A 21,592-nucleotide genomic window follows, 5' to 3' on the forward strand; every position below is an offset into this window, starting at 1 on the left:
ACCGAGACCCCGGTCCACAGACCCGCCGGTAGCCCTGCCAGTAGTTCGGAGGCGAGGCGGCTGTTCCTGCGGATGGCCCGTCCGCACGCCAACCCGAACCCCTATCCGCTGTACGCCAGACTGCGCGAGATCGGCCCCGTCGTACCGGTGGAGTTCCCCGGGGTGGCGGCGCGGTACCTGGTCACCACGTTCGCCGCGTGCACCGCGATGCTGCGCGACCAGAACATCGGACCGCTCACCGAGGAGCACTTCCACGAGACCAACCCGACCTGGAAGGAGCAGGGCCTGGCGAACAGCCTGTTCGGGTCGATGGCCTTCCACAGCGGCGCCGAGCACCGAGCGGACCGGGCCATGTTCGCCAAGTTCTTCTCCCCGCGCCGGACTGGGGGGCGGCGCGAGGACATGGTCGAGGTGGCCACGACCCTGCTCGACCAGCTGGAGCTGCTGAGCCCGGCCGACGAGCCGGTGGACATCGAGCGCGAGCTCGCTGTGCCGTACTCCGCGCTGATCATCGGACGGCTGATGGGGATGACCGACGACCAGGCGCAGCGGCTGGGCTGGTTGGCCCGCCAGGCCAGCCCGACGCTGGAGCTGGCGCCGTCGCCCGCGCAGCGCCAGCAGGCGGCCGAGGCCGGTGGGCAGATGGTGAAGGAGCTGATCGAGCTCGCCGCCGACCGCCGCCGCCAGCCCCGCGAGGACCTGATCACCGACATCGCCACCCACTGCGGCGACGACGAGGAGCGCCTGGTCAACAGCCTCACGCTGCTGTTCAGTGCCGGGTTCGACTCGCCGACCAGTGTGGTCGGGATGGGCCTGCGGCTGTTCATGGACAACCCGGAACAGGCGCAGCTGCTGCGCGAGGACCCGACCCTGGCCGGCACCGCGACGGAGGAGATCCTGCGCTGCGAGCCGGCGGTCCAGATCATGTTCCGGGCCGCGCTGCGGGACGTCACCCTCGCCGGGGTCAACATCCCCTCGGGCAGCATCCTGCTCGGCGTGATCGCCGGGGCCAGCCGCGACCCCGCCCTGGTCGACGACCCGGACCGGTTCGACATCCGGCGGCGGCCGAGCAGCGGGCTCAGCTTCGGCGGCGGCGCGCACTACTGCCTCGGCGCGCACCTCGCCCGGCTCGCCGCCACGGTGCTGTTCCCGATGCTGCTGCGGCGGTTCCCGCTGATGCAGCTGGCGGAGGAGCCCACCTACCGGGCTCCGGGGGTCGCGCTGCGCGGCTTCGAGCGGATGCCCGTCCTCCTGACCCCGAGCCCGAGCTGAGGACGTCGATGTCTGCATCCCAGAACAGCGCTGGGCCGGCGGTGCGGGCCGAAGGTCTGGTCAAGACCTTCGGCACCACCCGAGCACTGGACGGCGTGGATCTGGAGATCCCGACCGGCACCGTGCTCGGACTGCTCGGCCCGAATGGTGCGGGCAAGACGACGATGGTCCGCATCCTGACCACGCTGTTGCGGCCGGACTCCGGGCGCGCCTGGGTCGCCGGGCACGACGTGACCGCCGAGCCGGACGCGGTGCGCCGGCGCATCGGGCTCTCCGGGCAGTACGCCGCCGTGGACGGCAACCTCACCGGCTACGAGAACCTGTACCTGGTGGCGCGGCTGTACGGGATGTCCCGGCGCGGCGCCTCGGCCAGAGCCAGGGCGCTGCTGCAGCGGTTCCGGCTGGCCGAGGACGGCGCCCGGCCGGCGAAGGAGTACTCCGGTGGGATGCAACGCCGCCTCGACCTCGCCGGGGCACTCATCGCCGAGCCGGCCGTGGTCGTGCTCGACGAACCGACCACCGGTCTGGACCCGCGCGGCCGCCAGGACACCTGGGACGTGATCGGTGAACTGGTGGCCGACGGCGCCACCGTGCTGCTCACCACCCAGTACCTGGAGGAGGCGGACCGCCTGGCCGACACCATCGCGGTGATCGATGGCGGACGGGTGATCGCGCACGGTTCCCCGGACGAGCTCAAGGCACAGATCGGCGGCGAGCGCCTGGAGCTGGTGGTCGCCGAGGCCGATCAGGTGGCCACCGCGCGCACCGTGCTGGCTCAGATCGGCGTCGGCGAGCCGACGGTGAACCAACAGCTGCGCAGGCTGTCGGTCGCGGTTGACGTCGGCCCCAAGGCGCTGTTGGAGGTACTGCGCCGGTTCGAGTCCTACGGGCCGGAGCCCGATCCCGCCACCCTCGGGCGACCGGTTGAGGTGCTGGACATCGCACTGCGCCGGCCGACCCTGGACGACGTGTTCCTGTCCCTGACCGGACACCGTGCCGACGGGGAGAACGCCGACGGGGAGGACACCACATGACGGTACTGATCGGCGGGGCCCGCGACTCGAGCGTGGTGGCCTGGCGCAACCTGGTCACCATCCGCCGCAACCCGGACCTGCTCCTCGGCGCCGTGGTCAGCCCGATCATCTTCGTGCTGGTGTTCGCCTTCGTGTTCGGCGGCAGCCTGGGCGGCGCGGAGTACCGGCACTTCCTGGTCGCGGGGATCTTCGTCCAGACCGTGTCGTTCAACTCGGCGTTCACCACGCTCGGGCTGGCCAACGACCTGACCAAAGGCATGATCGACAGGTTCCGCTCGTTGCCGATGTCCCGGCTCGCCGTCATCCTCGGCCGGACCACCTCGGACCTGACGGTCAGCGCGGTGACCCTGGCGACCATGACCGCGACCGGCCTCGCGGTCGGCTGGCGCATCGAGAGCTCGCCACTCAGCGCGGCGCTCGGCTACCTGCTACTGCTGTTCTTCGCGTTCGCGATGTCCTGGATCGGCGCCTGGATCGGGCTGCTCTGCCGCAGCGTCGAGGTGGCCCAGAGCGCCGGGCTGATCTGGCTGTTCCCGGTGTCGTTCATCGCCAACGTGTTCGTCTCCGCGCAGACGCTGCCCGGCCCGCTGCGCGCGTTCGCGGAGTGGAACCCGATCTCGGCGGTGGCTGACGTGACCCGCTCGCTGTTCGGCAACCCGATCCAACCGCCCGGGGTCGCGCCGGCCAGCAACTGGGTCGCCCAGCACGCCGCGCTCTACGCGGTGCTCAGCTCGCTGGCCATCATCGCGGTGTTCATGCCCCTGGCGCTGGCCCGCTACCGCCGAGTCGCCAGCCACTGAGGGGATACCGTTGACCACCTGCCGCCCCGCGGCCGAGGATTACCTCGAGACGCCTCTCGGCGCGCTCACCCTCGAGCAGAAGGTGCGCCTGCTGACCGGCGCGAACTTCTGGTCCACGCACGCCGAGCCGGCGATCGGGTTGCGCTCGATCGTGTTCTCGGACGGGCCCTCCGGGGTGCGCGGGGTGGTGTGGGACGAGCGGGACCCGTCACTCAACCTGCCGTCTGCCACCGCGCTCGCGGCGTCCTGGGACGTGAACCTGGCGTACCGGTACGGCGCAGCGCTGGCCGGCGAGGCCCGGCGCAAGGGCGTCGACGCCGTCCTCGGACCCACGATCAACCTGCAGCGCAGCCCATTGGCCGGCCGGGGGTTCGAGGCGTTCTCCGAGGACCCGCTCCTGACCGGCGAGCTCGCCTCGGCCTACGTGCGGGGGCTGCAGGACCACGGGGTGGCCGCGTCCCCGAAGCACTACGTGGCCAACGACTCCGAGACCGAGCGACTCACCGCGGACGTCGACGTCGACGAACGAACCCTGCGCGAGCTGTACCTGGTCCCGTTCGAGTGGGCGGTCACCGATGCCGGGGCCTGGCTGGTCATGTCGGCCTACAACTCGGTACGCGGCACCACCATGACCGAAAATGCGCTGCTGTCCACGCCGCTCTGTACCGACTGGGGATTCGACGGCGTCGTGGTCTCGGACTGGACGGCCGTCCGAGGCACCGAAGCGTCCGCCCGCGCCCGCCAGGACCTCGTGATGCCCGGCCCCGTCGGTCCGTGGGGAGCCGCTCTGGTCGACGCGGTCCGCGACGGCCGTGTCCCGGCGGATGCCGTCGACGAGAAGGTCCGCCGGCTGCTGCGGCTGGCCGCCCGCGTCGGCGCGCTCGACGGCGCCGCGCCGCGCGCTGTCGCCCCGACCCCGCCGGTCGAGCAGGGCCCCGCGCTGGCCAGGGAGGTCTGCGCGGCCGGGATGGTGCTGCTGCGCAACGACGGCGCGTTGCCCTGGCCGGCCGGCGGACCCCGGTCGATCGCACTGATCGGCGAGCACTCGGCACTGCCGCGCACCCAGGGCGGCGGCAGCGCCACCGTCCTGCCCGCCCAGGTCACCAGCCCGCTGGACGGGCTGCGGGCCGCCCTGCCCGGCACCCACCTCGTCTGGAGCAGGGGTGTGCCGGTGCGCCAGGGCATCCTTGCGCTGCCGTCGGCGTCGCTGACCGACCCGGTCTCGGCGGAACCCGGACTGCGGGCGCGGTATCTGGGCGCTGACGGACGGGAGCTGCTCGACGAGAACCGGCGCGCCGCCGACCTGGTGTGGCTGGGCACCCTGCCGGAGGGCACCGCGACCGTTGAGCTGCGGACCCGCTACCACCCCGGGGAGACCGGGCCGATTCGACTCGGTGTCGCCGCCGCCGGCCACCTGGAGGTGCACCTCGACGGCAGTCCGGTGTTCGACACCGATCTCGCCCCGGACGGCACCAGCCTCGGCGCCGCCCTGTTCCAACGCCCCACCGCCGCCGCCGAAGTTGACGCGGTCGCCGGCGCCACCCGCGACATCACCGTCCGCTTCCACCTCCCGGAGGTCTGCCGGTCCAGTCGGATCGCCGCGATCACCCTCGGCGCGGAAGCAGCTACCTGGTCGGCGGCTGAGGGAATCGCGGCAGAGGGAATCGCGGCGGCGGTGGCCTCGGCCCGGGCGGCGGAGGTGGCGGTGGTGGTGGTCGGCACCACCCCGCAGCTGGAGAGCGAGGGCTTCGACCGCACCGGACTCGCGCTGCCCGGCGCCCAGGACGACCTGGTCAGGGCGGTCGCCGCCGCGAACCCCCGCACCGTCGTCGTGGTCAACTCGGGTGGCCCGGTCACCATGCCCTGGCGCGACGAGGTGGCCGCGGTCCTGCTCGGCTGGTTCGGCGGCCAGGAGTTCGGCCACGCACTGGCCGACGTCCTGCTCGGCCACACCGAACCAGGCGGCCGGCTGCCCACCACGTGGCCCGCCACCGAAGCCGACGTCCCCGTTCTGAACACCACACCGGAGAACGGTCTGCTCCGCTACGACGAAGGGATCCATATCGGCTACCGAGCTTGGCTACGGGCCGGTCACCAGCCCGCCTACCCGTTCGGCCACGGCCTTGGTTACACCACCTGGGACATCGCCGACCTCACGATCGACACCATCGACACCACCGACGCCGGGGCCGGCGACGCCGACGACGCCGACAACCTCGGCCACTCTGTGCCTGTCACCTTCACCGCACGCAACACCGGACAGCGAGCGGGCCGGCAGGTGTTCCAGGCCTACCTGTCCAAGGAAGAGTCCACCGTGGACCGGCCGGTGTGCTGGCTCGCCGGATTCGCGACCGTGCGCGCCGAACCCGACAGCCAGCACCAGGTCAGACTCACCCTCCCCGCTCGCGCGTTCGCGCACTGGGACGCGGGCTGGCACACCGAACCCGGCAGCTACACCCTCCGCATCGGGACCGACGCCATGCACCTGCCCCTGGCGGCCCGGATCAGTGTCGGAGCACGACCCAGCTACACGCAGCAGTCCAGTAGGACACGCCCATGACCGGCCGTGCCTGGATGACCGAAGTGCGGCGCTACCGGACAGGAGCAAAACAATGCACATCAGCGAGACATTCGCGATGGCCATGCGCAGCCTGCGGGCCAATCGGCTGCGCTCCGCGCTGACCACGATCGGGATCATCATCGGTGTCTCCGCGGTCATCGTGCTGGTCGGCCTCGGTGACGGCATCAAGGCCGGCTTCAACACCCAGTTCGGCGCGCTGGCCGACCAGATCGTGGTGAGCAAGCTCAACGTCTCGGTGCCCGGCAACGGGGCGCCAAAGGACCTGAAAGACAGCGACGTGACCGCGCTGCGCAACGTCTCGAACGCTCCGTCCGTCGCCAGTGTCACCCCGGTGGTGAACGGCACGCAGCTGATCGAGTACCGGCAGAAGCAGTATCTGAGCACGCTGGAGGGCTCCACCTCCGAGTATCTGAACGTGCTCGACCGACAGCTGATGGTCGGCCAGATGTTCACCGAGTCCCAGGCCCGCAGCAACGCCCGGGTAGTGGTGATCGGCCCCGACGTGGTGACCAACCTGTTCAACGGCGACGCCGGGTCGGCGGTCGGCAAGTACATCCGGATCACCCGGAGCAACTTCCGGGTCATCGGAGTGGTCACCAGCAACGGCCAGCAGGACGATGCGGCGATCATGCCGCTGGGGGCCGCTCGGGCCTATCTGGTCGGCGGCAACGACCGGATCAGCCAGATGATCGTCAAGACGGCCAGCTCCGATCAGGTCTCGGCAGCCCAGCGCCAGGTCTACTCGATCATGGATAGCCGGCACAACATCAAGAGTCCGATCGAACGGGACTACTCGGCCACCGCGCTGCAGAACCTGCTCGACAAGGCGAGCACGTTCCTCAACTACCTGACCCTGTTCACCCTGGCGGTGGCCGCGCTGTCGCTGGTCGTCGGCGGTATCGGGGTGGCCAACATCATGCTGGTCTCGGTCACCGAGCGGACCAGGGAGATCGGCATCCGCAAGGCCATCGGGGCGCGGCGCAGCGCGATCCTGAAGCAGTTCCTGATCGAGTCGACGATCCTCGCGGGCCTGGGCGGGGTGATCGGCATCCTGATCGGGGTGTCCGTCACCGGGATGGCCATGCTGATCCTGCCGAGGGTCGCACCCACCTTCGGCACCCCGGACATCTCGGCCGGCGCGATCACCGTGGCGTTCGGGCTCAGCCTGCTGATCGGCCTGGTCGCGGGCGGTTACCCGGCCAGCCGGGCCGCCGGGCTGAGACCGATCGAGGCGCTGCGCTGGCAGTAGCGCGCTGTCAGCTCGACCCCAGCGTGGCTTCGATCAGCACCGTGCGGGTGGGCAGACCTCCGCCGTCGTCGTTCAGGAAACGCCCGTTGGCCTGCGCGAACTCGCTGGCCTGGACCCGGGCCACGTCCCAGCCGTAGCGGCGGAGGCGGTCCCCGGGGTCCTCGCGTTCGTCGAGGTACATCAGATCGGCGATGTCGACGCCGAGCACCTCGGACAGCGGCTGTGATCGTTCCGCCGTCCCGGCCCTGCTGGGGCCGAGATGCTCCACGGCCATCCGGCTGCCCGGGACGGACAGCTGGTGCACCCGGTCGAAGAGGTCGGCCTCGGCCTGCGCGGGCAGGTAGGGCAACAGTCCCTCGGCGAGCCACGCGCTCGGTCTCGCCGGGTCGAACCCGGCGGCCAGCAGCGCGGTGGGCCAGTCCTCCCGCAGGTCGGCCGGCACCACCACCCGGTGGGCCGAGCGGCCCGCGCGGCAGCCGGCGAGCACCCCGTTCTTGAACTCGAACACCCCGGCCTGGTCGACCTCGTAGACGACGCTGCCGGCGGGCCAGTCCAGCCGCAGTGCGCGGGTGTCCAGCCCGGCCGCCAGGATCACGACCTGGGTGATGCCCGCGGCCGCCGCCGCCGCGCAGAACAGGTCGAAGAACCGGGACCGGACACCGATGTAGGTCGACTGCATCGTCCACGCGGCCTCGAAGTTCGGCCCCGAGGGCAACCGCACCCTCGGCGTCGCCGCGACCACGAATGCCTCGGCGTACGGGTCGTCCACCAGCCCGTCGGACCGCCGGGACTCGATGGCCCGCCCCGCCGCGACGCCCAGCGCCGTCACCCCGACGCTCTCAGCGATTCCCCATTGATCACCATGGCGGCGCATACATTCCAAGCTAGCTGGCTGAGCGAGGCTCATCAGCTAATTCACCAGGTCGTGCGCGGGCTCATCCCTGGCAGCCGCGGCATGGTCGGGGAGAGGCGCGTTCTCGCTGGTCACAGCACTACGGAAGAGCAGGTTCGCCAGCACGCCCACCAACGCCGCCATGGTCGCCCCACTGCCGAAAAGGTGGGTGACGTGGCCGAACCGAGGGTCGGGCCGGTCGTGCGGGCACTGCGCAAGGAGCTGGGTCGGACGCTCGCCGATGTCGCCGCGGCCAGCGGCCTCTCGGTGCCGTTTCTCAGCCAGGTGGAGAACGGCAGGACCAGCACCAGCCTCCGCTCGCTGCAGGCGTTGGCCGATGCGCTCGGCACGACAGCGGTCGCACTGCTCACCGCCGCCGAGGAGGCGGCACGGGTGGACGTCGTCCGGGCCGGCGAGAACTCGCTCGATGACGGCGCCACCGGCGAGGTGCGGTTACTGGTGCGCGGCCACCGTCAACTGCACGCCCTGGAGTTCACCGGCGCCACCGGCCGAGGCGATCGCACCTTCCATCACACCAACGACGAGCGATCTACGTGGTGCGTGGCTCCGCGCGGGTGCGGGCCGGCGACGAGGAGCACCTGCTCGCCACCGGCGACACGCTCTACTGGGCCGCCGGCGTGCCGCACAGCTGGCGTGCGCTCACCGACGACACCCAGGTGCTGCTGGTCGCGGTCAACGAGAAGGCCAGGGTCAACCTCGAGCCGCCCCGCTCCTGAGCCGCACCTCGGCGAGCGGTGTCGATCAGCGGCTAACGTGGGCAGCACTGCCGCGCGGGGGCCGCGGCTACGGGGTATCCGGGGGGCGGCCTGCCATGTCAGCGGCATCGGCATCACCATCGGCATCGGCATCGCAGTCGCCATCACCGTCGCGGTCGCCCTTGCCGCTGAAAGGTTCCGTTGCCGTGGTGACCGGCGCCTCGAGCGGCATCGGCGAGGCCATCACGCTGCGACTGGCCGCCGAGGGCGTGGTTGTCGGGTTGCTCGCCCGCCGCGCCGGGGTGCTCGAGGGGTTGCGCGCCCGGATCGCCGAGCAGGGCGGCACCGCGGTCCCGCTGGTCGCCGACGTCACGGACGCCGGTCAGGCCGCGGCGGCGATGGACCGGCTGGGCCGTACCGAGGGCCGGCTGGACATCCTGGTCAACGCGGCCGGTACCGCCATGCCCGGCGGCTTCGGGACCAGCCAGGCCGGTAGCTGGCAGCCCATGATCGATACCAACTTCAGCGGCCTGCTCAACACCACCCATGCCGCCCTGCCGCACCTGGCCCGGGCCGCCGGCGGGCCTCGACAGGTCGCCGACGTGGTCAACATCAGCTCCGTCGCGGGTCGGCGGGTCGGCCCTGGCAACGGGATCTACTCGGCCACCAAGTACGCGGTCGGCACCTTCAGCGAGTACCTGAGGCAGGAGGTGGCCGGCCAGTCGATCCGGGTGTCGCTGGTCGAGCCCGGCTGGGTGGACACGCCGCTCACCAAGGACATCACCAGGGACCGCCACTACGTGTGGCTGCAGCCCGACGAGGTGGCCGACGCCGTCGTGTACATCCTCACCAGGCCGGCACACCTCGCGGTCAACGAGTTGCTGCTGCGACCATTGGGCCAGCTCGACTGAGACTCGTCCGCCGGGCGAGTGGCATTCCAAATCCGCCGGCCTGTGGCCCTTCACTCAGGCCACTTGGTCGGCAAACCTGGACCCGGCATACCTACGCGAACACACCACACTCGATCTGAGGGCACCAACCGATGTACGTCCCTGCGCACTTCGCGGCCGACGACGCCGCCGTGCACGACCTACTGACCCAGCCCAGCGCCGCCGACCTGGTCACCGTCACACCGGCGGGCATGCTGGCCAGCCTGTTGCCGTTCATCTATGACCCGACCATCGGCCAGCACGGCGCACTGCTGGCGCATCTCGCACGGCCCAACGAGCAGTGGCGGCAGCCGGTCATCGGCGAGGCGCTGGCCATCGTGCGCGGGCCGGACGCGTACGTATCACCGTCGTGGTACGCCTCGAAGACCGAGCACGGCCGGGTCGTGCCCACCTGGAACTACATCACCGCGCACGTCTACGGCTCGGTCACCGTGCACGACGACCCGGTGTGGGTCGAGCAGCTGGTGCGGCGGCTGACGGACCTGCACGAAGGCCGCCGGGCCGCTCCCTGGTCGGTCGACGACGCTCCCGGCAAGTTCATCGCCGGGCAGCTGCGCGCGATCGTCGGCATCGAACTGACCATCAGTCGCGTCGAGGCCAAGTTCAAGCTGAGCCAGAACAGGCCGGAGGCCGACATCACCGGTGTGGTCAACGGGCTCGAAGCGCGCGGCGACACCGCCTCGGCGACCGCGGTGGCCACACACCGGCCCGGTGGTAACTAGCGCGTGAGTCAGGGCGCTGCGCCGTGACACGAACCGCCAATGCTCGTCGACGGGGCGGGCGGGACCGGTGTACCCATCGCCTGATCTCCGTCGGGCTGCGCTCGCATTACGTCGCCGCCTACTACGCCGCACCCCTGTTGATCGGCAACAACCGCGGAATCATCGTCAACACCGGACACTACGGTGCTGTTTCCTACTATCAAGGACCGGCGTACGGCGCCCAGAAGGCCGGTGCGGACAAGATGGCAGCCGACATGGCCAAGGAGTTGCGGCCGCACAACGTGGCGGCCGTGTCGATCTGGATGGGCGGCCTCGACACCGAGCGGGCGCGGGCCCATCTGGAGTCGTTGCCAGCGGATAAGCGACCGGACGTCAAGCGGGAGTCTCCACAGTTCACCGGGCGCGTGATCGCGGCGCTGTACGGGCGCGACAACCTCATGTGCTTCTCTGGCCGGTCTCTCATCGGCGCCGAGCTCGGCGCTCACCTCGGTGTCACTGATGTCGACGGCAGCACGCCGATTTCTCATCGCTACTCGATGGGTGGCCCACCCGAACCGCATCACACCCTCCGCTACAGGAGCCGCGGAGATCGTATTGGTTGCACGCGGTACCCCAGCGCCAGCCCGAGGACAGCCCATCCACCAGTCAAATCAAAGACGGACCACTAGCTTCGAATACGTATTCGCCGTGGCCTTCTTCGGGGTGTCTGGGAGTAGTCCATCCATTTTGGTGGGATGAACTCGGGGAGTCCGTCGTGCATGCGGACTTCCCAGTCGGACTGGTGCACCATCCGGTGATGCGTCCAGCATAACATCACCAAATTGTCGAGCTTTGTTTCACCGTGATGGACCCAGTGCACAATATGGTGCACCTCGCAGGAACTCGGAGGCCGGTCACACCCCGGATGCGCACACCCGCCGTCCCGAACCGCGACCGCTTTACGTTGCGCCAACGTGGCACACCGCTTCTCCCGACCCACATCCAACGGCTCACTGTTCGCACCGAGCACGATCGGGGTGATCTGGGCGTCGCAGCTGAGCCGGCGTACTTCACCCGGCCCGATATGGCCGCCCAGTTCCAGGCTCGCCCCGCGCAACCCGGCCTTCAGCGCCTCCAGACCCATGGTGATCGCCACGTGCGGGCGCTCGCCGCCTTGTGCGGGGAGGCGGCCTTCGTCGAGGGTGTGCGCGCAGATCTCCCCGAGCGCATCCGCCTGGCGTTGCCCGAGGGACTTGTTCTCGTCGGCGGCCGGTTTGAGGATCGCCCCGATCGCCCGCGCCACCGTCTCGAACGTCGCCGAGTCGAGCTGGCCCTTGATCTTCCCACCCACACCGTGACGGGACTTGGCCAGATGTAGCTCGTTGACCTGCGGATTGTCCTCACCGGGAGGCGCACCGTCCTGATCGAGTAGGTCGAGTTCTTCGCGGGCTTTGCGGGCCAACAACTCCGGGCTGTACTGCCGCGCCCAGTCGGCGAACAACACCTCCGCCGCCACCCACTGCTCCACCGTGATCCGCCGCGCGGCACCCGTGGCCAACACCGACTCGATCACCTCAGCATGCGCCAGATCGATCTCCAGCGCGCCCAACGCCATCGCCGTCGCCGGCAGTTTCGGCTCCAACACCTCACCCACCAACGACCTGGTGGGAAACACACTGGCGGCCACCGCGACCATCCGCCGCCCGTCCCGCTGGCTCAGGCCGAGCAGATCGCTGACCGCATTCCTCGAGTGCGTCCCCCGCTCGAGGAACTCCCCGTCCCGATCCAACCCGGCGAGCAGCATCAACGAGTCGTACTCACATTGGCGCCGCAGAACCTGGTAACTCTTCAACCCATCAATCCGACACTCCGCATCACCGGAGCGCTCGAGTGCGCGCAACGCGGCCATGGAATCCATGACCACCCGCCGCGCCGCAACAATCGAACCCTCCGACATACCCAAAATTATGGCAAAGAGCCCCGACAGTTTCTGGGTCGATATCGCCCGTCCCCGAAAAAAGATTTCATGATTTTTTGCGAACTCCGCCGAACGTCCCCGACAAGCGTCCCCGACCCAAGCAAAAAGGTGAGACTCCCGACGCCCTAACTGACCGCTGTCCCGTCCAAAGCTTCGGTAAAACGCACCCAGCCGAACTAAGACGACCACCCAATTCGAACCGTCGTAAAACGCGCCCAGCCGCACCAAAGCAGCCGCACCAAGGCAACCGCACCAAAGCAACCCTCTACCCAGCCAACGGCACCCCGGGCTGATCCGCACCGGCCAACCCTGCGCGCCTTCCGTGTAGAGCAGCTCCACCTCGGGTCCGCGCAGCCCGGGCAACCCGTGCATCACCACGTGCCCGGCGGCCTGCTGCAGGTAGGCCAGATGCCGGTAGCCAGCCGGGAACCCCTCCAGCGCGGTGCGGTCGAGGCGCACCGAGGCGGCCGGGTCGAGCACGTCCATCCGGTCCTTCTCGTAGATCGGCTGGCGGCGCACGATGGCCCAGCGCCCCTCGCGCCCCTCGCGCCCCTCGCGCCCCTCGCGCTCCTCGCGCTCCTCAAAGAAGTCGTAGAACCGGCCGGTGCAGGTGACGTCCACCTCGACGCCGTGTACCGAGGCACGCTGCTGGATAGTCATCTTGGTCTGGGCGACCGCGCGCGAGCCGCTCACCTCGACGCTGGTGCCGCCCAGGAAATGCAGGATGTTGACCCCTGATTCCAGGCCGGACCGGCTGGCTTCGATGAACTCGGCGGCCGGACCCTGGAACCAGGTGGCGGTCATCCAGCCGTCGTCGTGCCAGACGGTGGCGTCGGTCCTCGGCGACACGGCACCGGTCCCGTGCCGTGATCACGCTGTTCCGCTGAGTGTCAGCAGCCCGGCGCGGCCGGTGTCCAGCGCCGACACCAGTGCCCCGCGCAGTGGCGCGAACGCGGTGACCGCGCCCGGCTCGATGCGCACCGGGGCCAACGCCGAGAGCGCCACCGTGGCCCGGATCGGCTCCAACAGGCCGGGATGGGCGCCCACCGGCCCGCCCAGCACGACCAGCTCGGGGTCCACGATCGCGCAGGTGGCCGCGACCGCCCGTGCGATCGTGGCGCCCAAGCCCCGCACCGCCGCGCGCGCTTCGGCGTCACCCGCCACGGCCAGGTCCAGCACGCGCAGGATGGTGTCGACGTCCAGCGCCGGGCCGTCCGGCCGACCGAAGCCCAGCCCGGCGATCGCCGCCGCGAGCCCGACCGGCGCGGCCGCCGGGTCAGGTCCGGAGCGGGCACCCAGGTAGCCGATCTCGCCGGCCAGCCCGTGGGCGCCCCGGACCAGTTGGTCACCGAGATGGAAGCTCATGCCGAGGCCGGCGCCGAGGTAGAGGTAGACAAAGCTCTCGGCGGTTGTCGCTACGCCGGACCGGCGCTCGGCCAGCGCGGAGAAGTTCACGTCGTTGTCCACCAGCAACGGGACGCCGGCGAGTGCCGCCGCTGACCCCTGCGCCAGGATCTCCCGCACCGGGACGCGCCCCTCCGGGAACGGGGAGTCCGGCAGCGCGATGACCTCCCTGGTAACCGGGTCGACCGGGTTGGCCACCGACACCGCGACCGCCCTGGGCAGCCCGTGCACCACGGCGGCGGCGACCGTCTCCCGCACGGTGTCGCGCAGCGCGGCGGCCAGCGCGGCCCGATCGCCGGGGCGAACCGCGTGGTGCCGCCGCTGGTCGACGGTGTCGCCGGCGAGGTTCGCGGCCAACGTGTGGATGCCCTGCTGGTCGACCTCGACGGCCAGTACGTAGCCGGCGTCCGGTGCCACCTCGTAGAAGGTGGCGATCCGGCCACGCCGCCCGGTTTGGTCGCTGCCGCTGTCCCGGAGCACACCTGCCGCGGTGAGCCGCCGCACCGACTCGGAGATCGTCGGCTTGGAGATCCCGGTGTGGCTGGAGAGCTCGGCGCGGGTGGTCCGGCCGGTGGCGAAGATCCGGTCCAGCACCGCGCGGTCCGTCATCTCCCGCAGGAGTCCCAGCCGGGGCAATACCGCCTGCGCCTGCGCGGCATGAGCCTGAGCCGGCGCGTCCTGAGCCATTCGCCGGCTCACCCCTTGTCAGTCGCTGTCGGCTGGAGCTACGGTAACAACCTCATCTAGTAAAGACTCCTAACCAAATGGGTGAAGCTCATGACCGGCACCGTTGCCAGCCCGCAGGTCCCGACAGACATGGCGGCCGCGACCAGCGCGGTGAAGCGGGAGCTGCGCGCCCGGCTCGGCTCCCCCACCGCGGTCACCGAGGTGTTCGCCGAGGTCGAGGCGGCCATGCGCGCCGAGGTCGCGGTGATCGAGGCCGAGCGGGCGGCGGGTCAGCCGGTGGTGCCCGTCGTCCGGTTCGCCGACATCGCCGCCGGCACGGTGCCGGACGCCACGGTGGCGGCGATCGCGCGGCGGGGCTGCGCGGTGGTCCGGGGGACCTTCCCCCGCGCCCGCGCCGAGGCCTGGGACGCCGAGTTGGCCGGCTACCTCGATGACAACCGGTTCGCCGAGAACTATCGCGGGCCGGCCGACGACGTGTTCGCCGGCCTCGCCTCCAACCAGCCGCAGATCTACGGGGTGTACTGGTCCAGGCCGCAGATCCAGGCCCGCCAGGACGACAACATGGTCCGGGTCCGCTCGTTCCTGAACTCGTTCTGGCGGCACGAGTCCGAGGGGCGCACCTGGTTCGACCCCACCCGCGACACCGGCTACCCCGACCGCATCCGGCGCCGGCAGCCGGGATCGGCCTCACTCGGGCTCTCCGCGCACACCGACTCCGGATCGGTCGAACGGTGGCTACTGCCCGCCTACCAGCGGGTGTTCCGGCACGTGTTCGCCGGTCGATGGTCCGAGTACGACCCGTGGGACGGCGCCTACCGCACCGAGGTCGACGAGTTCCCGTCCACCGTCATGTGCTCCGCCTTCCGCACCTTCCAGGGTTGGACCGCATTATCGGAGATGCGGCCCACCGACGGCGTGCTGCAGGTGGTGCCGATCCCGTCGGCGATGGCCTACCTGCTGCTGCGGGCGCTGCAGCCCGACCTCGCCGACGACGACCTGTGCGGCGCGGTCAACGGCCAGGCCCTGGCGGTCAACGAGAAGTACCACCCGGTGCTGTTGCCGGCGCTGAGCACCATCCCGGCCGTCGAGCCCGGGGACACCGTCTGGTGGCACGGCGACCTGATCCACGCCGTCGCGGACGGCAGCAACCCGGACCGCTGGGGCAACGTCATGTACATCCCGGCCAGCCCGCACTGCGCGAAGAACGCCGAGTACGCCCGGGCCTGCGGCCGCGCCTTCCTCGCCGGCGCCAGCCCGGACGACTTCGCGGCGGAGGACTACGAGACGAGCTGGACCGGGCGGGCCACGGTCGACGATCTCAACCCCACCGGCCGCGAGCAGCTCGGCCTGGAGTGAGGGACGTCGTGAGTGCCTGGGCCAGGCACTCACGACGCCCGTCACTCCCGGGTCAGACGTTGCGCCGGTACTGGCCGCCCACCTCGAAGAACGCCTCGGTCAGCTGGCCGAGTGAGCACACCCGCGCCGCGGCCATCAGCTCGGCGAAGACGTTCTCCCCCGACGTGGCCGCGTCCTGCAGGCGGCGGATGGCGGCGGGCGCCTCGTCGGCGTGCCGGGCCTGGAAGTCGGCCAGCCGGTCGAGCTGCGACTTCTTCTCTTCCTCGGTGGCTCGGGCGAGCTCGATCTCCTGCGGCTCCTCGTCGTCCGCCCCGGGACGCAGGAAGGTGTTCACGCCGACCAGTGGCAGGGAGCCGTCGTGCTTGCGGTGCTCGTAGAGCATCGACTCGTCCTGGATCTTGCCGCGCTGGTAGCCGGTCTCCATCGCGCCGAGTACGCCGCCCCGCTCGGCGATCGCGTCGAACTCCTTGAGGACGGCCTCCTCGACCAGGTCGGTCAGCTCGTCGATGACGTAGGAACCCTGCAGCGGGTTCTCGTTCATCGAAAGGCCCCACTCCCGGTTGATGATCAGCTGGATGGCCATCGCGCGGCGCACCGAGGACTCGGTCGGCGTGGTCACCGCCTCGTCGTAGGCGTTGGTGTGCAGCGAGTTCGCGTTGTCGTACAGCGCGCACAATGCCTGCAGCGTGGTGCGGATGTCGTTGAAGTTCATCTCCTGCGCGTGCAGCGACCGGCCGGAGGTCTGCACGTGGTACTTGAGCTTCTGCGAGCGCTCGTTGGCGCCGTAGCGCTCGCGCATCGCGACCGCCCAGATCCGCCGCGCCACCCGGCCGATCACCGAGTACTCGGCGTCCATGCCGTTGGAGAAGAAGAACGACAGGTTCGGCGCGAAGTCGTCGACGTTCATGCCCCGGGCCAGGTAGCTCTCCACGAAGGTGAAGCCGTTGGCGAGGGTGAAGGCGAGCTGGCTGATCGGGTTCGCCCCGGCCTCCGCGATGTGGTAGCCGGAGATCGACACCGAGTAAAAGTTCCGCACCTTGTGCTCGATGAACCACTCCTGGATGTCGGCCATCATCCGCAGTGAGAACTCGGTGGAGAAGATGCAGGTGTTCTGGCCCTGGTCCTCCTTGAGGATGTCCGCCTGCACGGTGCCCCGCACGTTGGCCAGCGCGAACTCGGTGAGCTCCGCGCGCTCGGCCTCGTCGGGCTCCCGGTCGTGCTCCTCGCGGAAGTTGTCGACCTGCTGGTCGATCGCCGCGTTCAGGAAGAACGCCAGGATGGACGGCGCCGGGCCGTTGATCGTCATCGAGACCGACGTGCTCGGCGAGCACAGGTCGAACCCGCCGTAGAGCACCTTGAGGTCCTCGATCGTGGCGATCGAGACACCGGAGGTGCCGACCTTGCCGTAGACGTCCGGGCGGGTGCCGGGGTCGCGGCCGTACAGGGTCACCGAGTCGAACGCGGTGGACAGCCGCTTGGCATCGGAGTCGGAGGACAGGTACTTGAACCGGCGGTTGGTACGGAAGGCGTCGCCCTCACCGGCGAACATCCGGGCCGGGTCCTCACCCTCCCGCTTGAACGGGAACACCCCGGCGGTGAAGGGGAAGTGGCCCGGCAGGTTCTCCCGGCGCAGGAAGCGCAGCAGCTCCGCCTCGTCGTCGAACTTGGGCAGCGACACCCGGCGGATCTTGTTGCCGGACAGCGTCTCCCTGGTCAGCTCGGTGCGCAGTTCCTTGTCCCGGATCTTCACCACCAGCTCGTCGCCGGAGTAGTCCTCGACGACCTGGCCCCAGCCGTCCAGCAGCTCGGCGGACTCGGCCGGCAGTGCTTTCTCCGCCGAGGCCAGCACGGTCTCGATGCCGCCGGCGTCCGCCTCGGCCCGCTCCAGCTCGGCCTTGGCGATGCGCAGGGCCTGGCGGCGGCGGGCCGCGTCGGCGTGGTTGGCGGTCTTCGCGTGGTAGCCGCGAAGGGTGTCGGCGATGTCGGCGAGGTAGCGGACCTTCTCCGGCGGGATGACGGCGGCGAACTCCGACGACGTCTTGCGGTCGGTGCGCGGCAACCGCCCGTCGTGGCTGGTCAGGCCCTGCTCGGCCAGCAGGTCGGTGAGGTGGTGGTAGAGCGCGGTGACGCCGTCGTCGTTGAAGGTGGCGGCGGAGGTGCCGTAGACCGGCATGTCCTCCCAGGTCTCGCCGAACGCCTCGCGGTTGCGGACCAGTTGGCGGCCCACGTCGCGGCGCGCGTCCTCGGCACCCCTGCGCTCGAACTTGTTGATCGCCACGACGTCTGCGAAGTCCAGCATGTCGATCTTCTCGAGCTGCGACGCGGCGCCGAACTCCGGCGTCATCACGTACAGCGAGCGGTCCGCGAAGGGCACGATGCCGGCGTCGCCTTGCCCGATGCCCGGGGTCTCCACGATCACCAGGTCGAACCCGGAGGCCTTGAGCACGTCGATCGCATCGCCGAGGCGCTCGGGCAGGCCGCCGTCGCTGCCCCGGGTGGCCATCGAGCGGAAGAACACCTGCTCACCGACCAGCGAGTTCATCCGGATCCGGTCGCCGAGCAGCGCGCCGCCACCCTTGCGCCGGGTCGGGTCGACCGCGAGCACGGCGATCCGCAGCTTGTCCTCCTGGTCCAGCCGGAAGCGGCGGACCAGCTCGTCAGTGAGCGAGGACTTGCCGGAACCGCCGGTGCCGGTGATGCCCAGGACCGGGACGGGGTGCTGCTCGACGGCCTGGCTGATCCGCTCCCGCACCTCGTCGGGCAGCCGGCCGGCCTCGGCGAACGTGAGCGCGCGGGCCAGGGTTGCGGTCTCGCCGGAGAACACGCCGTCGTAGGACGCGGGCGGTTCGGCGGTCAGGTCCACGTCGCACTCGCGGATCATGATGTTGATCATCCCGGGCAGGCCGAGCTTCTGGCCGTCCTCCGGGGAGAAGATGCGGGAGACGCCGCGCGAGTGCAGCAGCCTGATCTCCTCGGGCACGATGACGCCGCCACCGCCGCCGTAGACCTTGACGTGCCCGGCGCCGCGCTCGCGCAGCAGCTCCACCAGGTAGCTGAAGTACTCGACGTGCCCGCCCTGGTACGAGCTGATCGCGACGCCCTGCACGTCCTCCTGGATGGCGGCCGCGACGACCTCGTCCACCGACCGGTTGTGCCCCAGGTGGACGACCTCGGCACCCTGGCGCTGCAGGATGCGCCGCATGATGTTGATCGCCGCGTCGTGCCCGTCGAACAGGCTCGCCGCCGTGACGAACCGGACGGGGTGGGTCGGCACGTGCAGCTCTGCCATCGCGACGCTCCTCAGGCTCGACGGGTCAGCCCACTTAGTTTGACACCCGATCATAGGAAGGCCAACCTTTTGGACCGATGTCGTTCCTCACACCACCCGGTACCGAAGTACCCCCCTAGCAGGGCGTGAAATCGTCGATGCCGCCGGCGACCTGCCGCAGCGTGACGTCGAGCCAGTTCTCCAGCGCCGCCGCCTGCTCGGGACCGGGTTGGGCGAGCACGTACTCGGCAACCGCCTCGGAGGCCATCAGCCGGAAGACCAGGACGAGCTGGGCGGCGGCCACCCTCGGCCGCGGTGCGTGCGGATCCTCGCCGACCTCCTCGGCCAGCACGGCGGCGACCGCCACCTCGAAGTGCTCCCACATCAGCCGCATCCGCGCCTTCAGTACCGCGCTGTCACCCACCGTGCGGCGCAGCCGGTCCAGCCCGGTCACCGCGGGCGGGTCGTAGGACGCCAACAGCTCGCGCAGCAGCCCGCCCATCGCGTCCAGCGGCGTCTCACCGGGGGCACGCCCTCGGATCCGCGCGACGATCCGGTCCCGCATCTCGGCCTCGCCGTCGAAGACCAGGTCCTCCTTGGCGGAGAAGTACACGAACACCGTCTTCGGGGAGATGTTCACCGCGTCGGCGATCTCGGCGACCGTGACGTGGTCGAAACCGCGCTCGGCGAACATCGACCGGGCGGCGTCCAGGATGGCACCGCGGGTCATCAGCTTCTTGCGCTCCCGCAACCCGAGGCGCGCACCGCCGTCACCCTCAGCCATCATGACAGCAGCTTACGAGATGACCTCTGGAAAGAACGACATCCAGTAACTTTTCTCTCCGCTCACCCCCGTTGCGCGCCGAGGCGCCAGGCAACCCGTAAAGCCGTAGCCGACGAACAGGTGAGCCTGTTACTTTTAGTATCAGCATACGTTCGTTAGATGATGTTGCGAGCTGACGGGGGCGGTCGGGTCCGATGAGCACCGAGACCGTCGACCGACCTCCGGTGGCACCGCCGGCCGCGAGCGCGCCGAACAGCAGCTGGCTGGTCCCGCTGCTCGTGCTGATCGTCGGCATGTTCATGTCCGTACTGGACATCAGCATCGTGAACGTGGCGATCCCCACCATCCAGCGTGACTTCGGCGCCACCACCGACGGCATCCAGTGGATCACCACCGCCTACACCCTGTCGCTGGGCGTGGTGGTCCCGCTGAGCGGCTGGCTGGGCGAACGGCTCGGCCAGACCCGCATCTACCTGTACTCGCTGATCGGCTTCGCGGCGTTCTCCGCGCTGTGCGGGCTGGCCTGGGACCTGAACAGCATGGTCGCCTTCCGGATCCTGCAGGCGGTGCCCGGCGGCATCCTGCCGGTGGTCACGATGACGATCGTCTACCTGATCGTGCCCCGGGAGAAGATGGGCGCCGCGATGGGCATCTACGGTCTCGGCGTGGTCGTCGGACCGGCGATCGGGCCCACGCTTGGCGGCTACCTGGTCGAGTACATCGACTGGCGACTCATCTTCTACATCAACGTCCCGGTCGGCATCCTCGGCGCGATCCTGGGCTACCTCCTGCTGCCCAGGGTCGGCGAGATCTCGAAGCGGCCCCTGGACTGGTGGGGGTTCGTGACCATCGGCGCCGGGTTGTTCGCGCTGCTGCTCGCCACCTCCCAGGGTCAGTCCTGGGGCTGGGACGGCTACCGGGTCCGGATGCTGCTGGTGGCCGGGGCGCTGCTGGTGGCCCTGTTCGTGGTCATCGAGCTCGAACGCGACCAGCCGCTGCTCAACCTGCGGGTGTTCAAGTCCTGGCAGTTCGTGAACTCGCTGCTGCTGATCAGCATCCTGTCCGTCGGGTTGTACGCGATCCTGTTCTACCTGCCGCTGTACCTGCAGGAGAGCCAGGGTCTGCAACCGCTGCGCGTCGGCCTGATCCTGCTGCCGGAAGCGCTCATGCTGGCCGTGTTCATGCCGATCGCCGGCACCCTCTACGACAAGATCGGGCCGCGCTGGCCGGCGGTGGTCGGGCTGCTCGTCGCGGTCTGGGGTGGCTTCCTGCTGTGCGGGATCAACCCCGACATGACCCAGGGCGAGGTGGTGTTCTGGACCTCCGTCCGGGCCATCGGCAACGGGCTCGCGCTGATGCCGATCATGACGGCCGGGCTGTCCGCCATCCCGCCCGATCTCGCCAGCTCCGGCGCCACCGTCAACAACATCACCCAGCGGGTCTCGGCCGCCCTCGGGCTCGCCGGCATGACCGTGCTGGCCACCAACCAGGCGAACCAGCTGATGGCCGACCGCGCCGCGCTGATCCCGGCCAGCCCGCAGACCCCGCTGGCCAAGCAGCTCGCCGACCAGGGTCTGACCGGCATGTACGGCTACTACCAGGAGCTGCAGGGCCACGTCATGGCCGACGCCTACAGCAACGTGTTCCTGGTCTGCGCCGTGCTCACCGTCATCGGCCTCGTACTGGCGTTCTTCATCAAGCGCCCGGAGGACTTCCCGACGGCGGACGCCGCGACGGCGGAGCCCGGGGCCGACGGAGCCGCCGCGGACGCCGATGCCGCGCCGGCCGCCGCCACGGCCCGCACCACCCGCGAGCCGGCCGCGATGATGCACTAGAGATCCTCGGGCGTGGGAACTTTGGCACTTGGGCAGAGTTTTCCGGTCTGTTGTTCCGTCCGCCCGCTCCAGCTACTACCCGAGA

At 70.0% G+C, this 21,592-nt stretch carries 14 protein-coding genes and 3 pseudogenes; 12 read left to right on the plus strand and 5 right to left on the minus strand.

Features of this window, described 5'->3' with window-relative positions:
• The first annotated feature begins 72 nt into the window (after window positions 1-72).
• Genes ACTXG6_RS38045 through ACTXG6_RS38065 form a run of 5 tightly spaced genes read left to right on the plus strand, consistent with a single transcriptional unit; the run spans window position 73 to window position 6,936 of the window.
• The gene (locus ACTXG6_RS38045) at window positions 73-1,272 is read left to right on the plus strand and encodes a cytochrome P450 (RefSeq protein WP_445184159.1); all 1,200 of its coding nucleotides are present in this window, start codon (window positions 73-75) and stop codon (window positions 1,270-1,272) included.
• An 8-nt stretch (window positions 1,273-1,280) separates the two neighbouring features.
• Window positions 1,281-2,306 carry an ATP-binding cassette domain-containing protein gene (locus ACTXG6_RS38050; RefSeq protein ID WP_445184160.1) on the plus strand — a complete coding sequence of 342 codons (1,026 nt, stop codon included), beginning with the start codon at window positions 1,281-1,283 and terminating at the stop codon, window positions 2,304-2,306.
• Window positions 2,303-3,106 (plus strand): ABC transporter permease, encoded by an 804-nt coding sequence (locus tag ACTXG6_RS38055; protein ID WP_445184161.1) that lies wholly within the window; start codon window positions 2,303-2,305, stop codon window positions 3,104-3,106. The genes ACTXG6_RS38050 and ACTXG6_RS38055 overlap by 4 nt, the downstream gene beginning before the upstream one ends.
• Window positions 3,107-3,116: 10 nt before the next feature.
• Entirely contained in the window at window positions 3,117-5,666 is a 2,550-nt protein-coding gene (locus ACTXG6_RS38060) for a beta-glucosidase (protein ID WP_445184162.1), read from the plus strand.
• A gap of 52 nt (window positions 5,667-5,718) precedes the next feature.
• Window positions 5,719-6,936, plus strand: a complete 1,218-nt coding sequence (locus ACTXG6_RS38065) for an ABC transporter permease (RefSeq protein ID WP_445184163.1) — start codon at window positions 5,719-5,721, stop codon at window positions 6,934-6,936.
• 7 nt (window positions 6,937-6,943) lie between these two features.
• Here ACTXG6_RS38065 and ACTXG6_RS38070 read toward each other — a convergent pair whose 3' ends face one another.
• On the minus strand, window positions 6,944-7,765 hold the full coding sequence (locus ACTXG6_RS38070) for an SAM-dependent methyltransferase (protein WP_445184164.1): 822 nt from the start codon (window positions 7,763-7,765) through the stop codon (window positions 6,944-6,946).
• Between the two features lie 126 nt (window positions 7,766-7,891).
• Here ACTXG6_RS38070 and ACTXG6_RS38075 point away from each other — a divergent pair.
• From ACTXG6_RS38075 to ACTXG6_RS38095, 5 genes and pseudogenes are all read left to right on the plus strand, one after another.
• Window positions 7,892-8,176, plus strand: a pseudogene (locus ACTXG6_RS38075) (helix-turn-helix domain-containing protein); the annotation flags it as partial.
• Window positions 8,177-8,361: 185 nt separating this feature from the next.
• A pseudogene (locus ACTXG6_RS38080) lies at window positions 8,362-8,565 on the plus strand (cupin domain-containing protein); the annotation flags it as partial.
• A gap of 188 nt (window positions 8,566-8,753) precedes the next feature.
• Window positions 8,754-9,455, plus strand: a complete 702-nt coding sequence (locus tag ACTXG6_RS38085; protein ID WP_445184165.1) for an SDR family oxidoreductase — start codon at window positions 8,754-8,756, stop codon at window positions 9,453-9,455.
• 131 nt (window positions 9,456-9,586) lie between these two features.
• Complete coding sequence (locus tag ACTXG6_RS38090) at window positions 9,587-10,216, plus strand: FMN-binding negative transcriptional regulator (RefSeq protein WP_445184166.1); 630 nt, start codon at window positions 9,587-9,589, stop codon at window positions 10,214-10,216.
• A gap of 23 nt (window positions 10,217-10,239) precedes the next feature.
• Window positions 10,240-10,884, plus strand: a complete 645-nt coding sequence (locus tag ACTXG6_RS38095; protein ID WP_445184167.1) for an SDR family NAD(P)-dependent oxidoreductase — start codon at window positions 10,240-10,242, stop codon at window positions 10,882-10,884.
• Here the strand turns inward: ACTXG6_RS38095 and ACTXG6_RS38100 are convergent.
• Window positions 10,881-13,022, minus strand: coding sequence for a DUF222 domain-containing protein (locus ACTXG6_RS38100; protein WP_445184168.1), 2,142 nt, complete (start codon window positions 13,020-13,022; stop codon window positions 10,881-10,883). The two genes, ACTXG6_RS38095 and ACTXG6_RS38100, sit on opposite strands and share 4 nt — an antisense overlap.
• A gap of 186 nt (window positions 13,023-13,208) precedes the next feature.
• Window positions 13,209-14,264 (minus strand): annotated as a pseudogene (locus tag ACTXG6_RS38105) (ROK family protein); the annotation flags it as partial.
• Between the two features lie 90 nt (window positions 14,265-14,354).
• Between ACTXG6_RS38105 and ACTXG6_RS38110 the strand changes: the two are divergent.
• The gene (locus ACTXG6_RS38110; protein WP_445184169.1) at window positions 14,355-15,620 is read left to right on the plus strand and encodes a YbiU family protein; all 1,266 of its coding nucleotides are present in this window, start codon (window positions 14,355-14,357) and stop codon (window positions 15,618-15,620) included.
• Window positions 15,621-15,672: 52 nt separating this feature from the next.
• Here ACTXG6_RS38110 and icmF read toward each other — a convergent pair whose 3' ends face one another.
• Both icmF and ACTXG6_RS38120 read right to left on the minus strand, forming a co-directional pair.
• Window positions 15,673-18,909, minus strand: coding sequence for a fused isobutyryl-CoA mutase/GTPase IcmF (gene icmF, locus ACTXG6_RS38115; protein ID WP_445184170.1), 3,237 nt, complete (start codon window positions 18,907-18,909; stop codon window positions 15,673-15,675).
• Window positions 18,910-19,024: 115 nt separating this feature from the next.
• Entirely contained in the window at window positions 19,025-19,675 is a 651-nt protein-coding gene (locus ACTXG6_RS38120) for a TetR/AcrR family transcriptional regulator (protein WP_445184171.1), read from the minus strand.
• A gap of 191 nt (window positions 19,676-19,866) precedes the next feature.
• Here ACTXG6_RS38120 and ACTXG6_RS38125 point away from each other — a divergent pair, with 191 nt between their 5' ends.
• Complete coding sequence (locus tag ACTXG6_RS38125; protein ID WP_445184172.1) at window positions 19,867-21,507, plus strand: DHA2 family efflux MFS transporter permease subunit; 1,641 nt, start codon at window positions 19,867-19,869, stop codon at window positions 21,505-21,507.
• Window positions 21,508-21,592 lie beyond the last annotated feature (85 nt).

This window comes from Pseudonocardia sp. Cha107L01 (assembly GCF_052566575.1).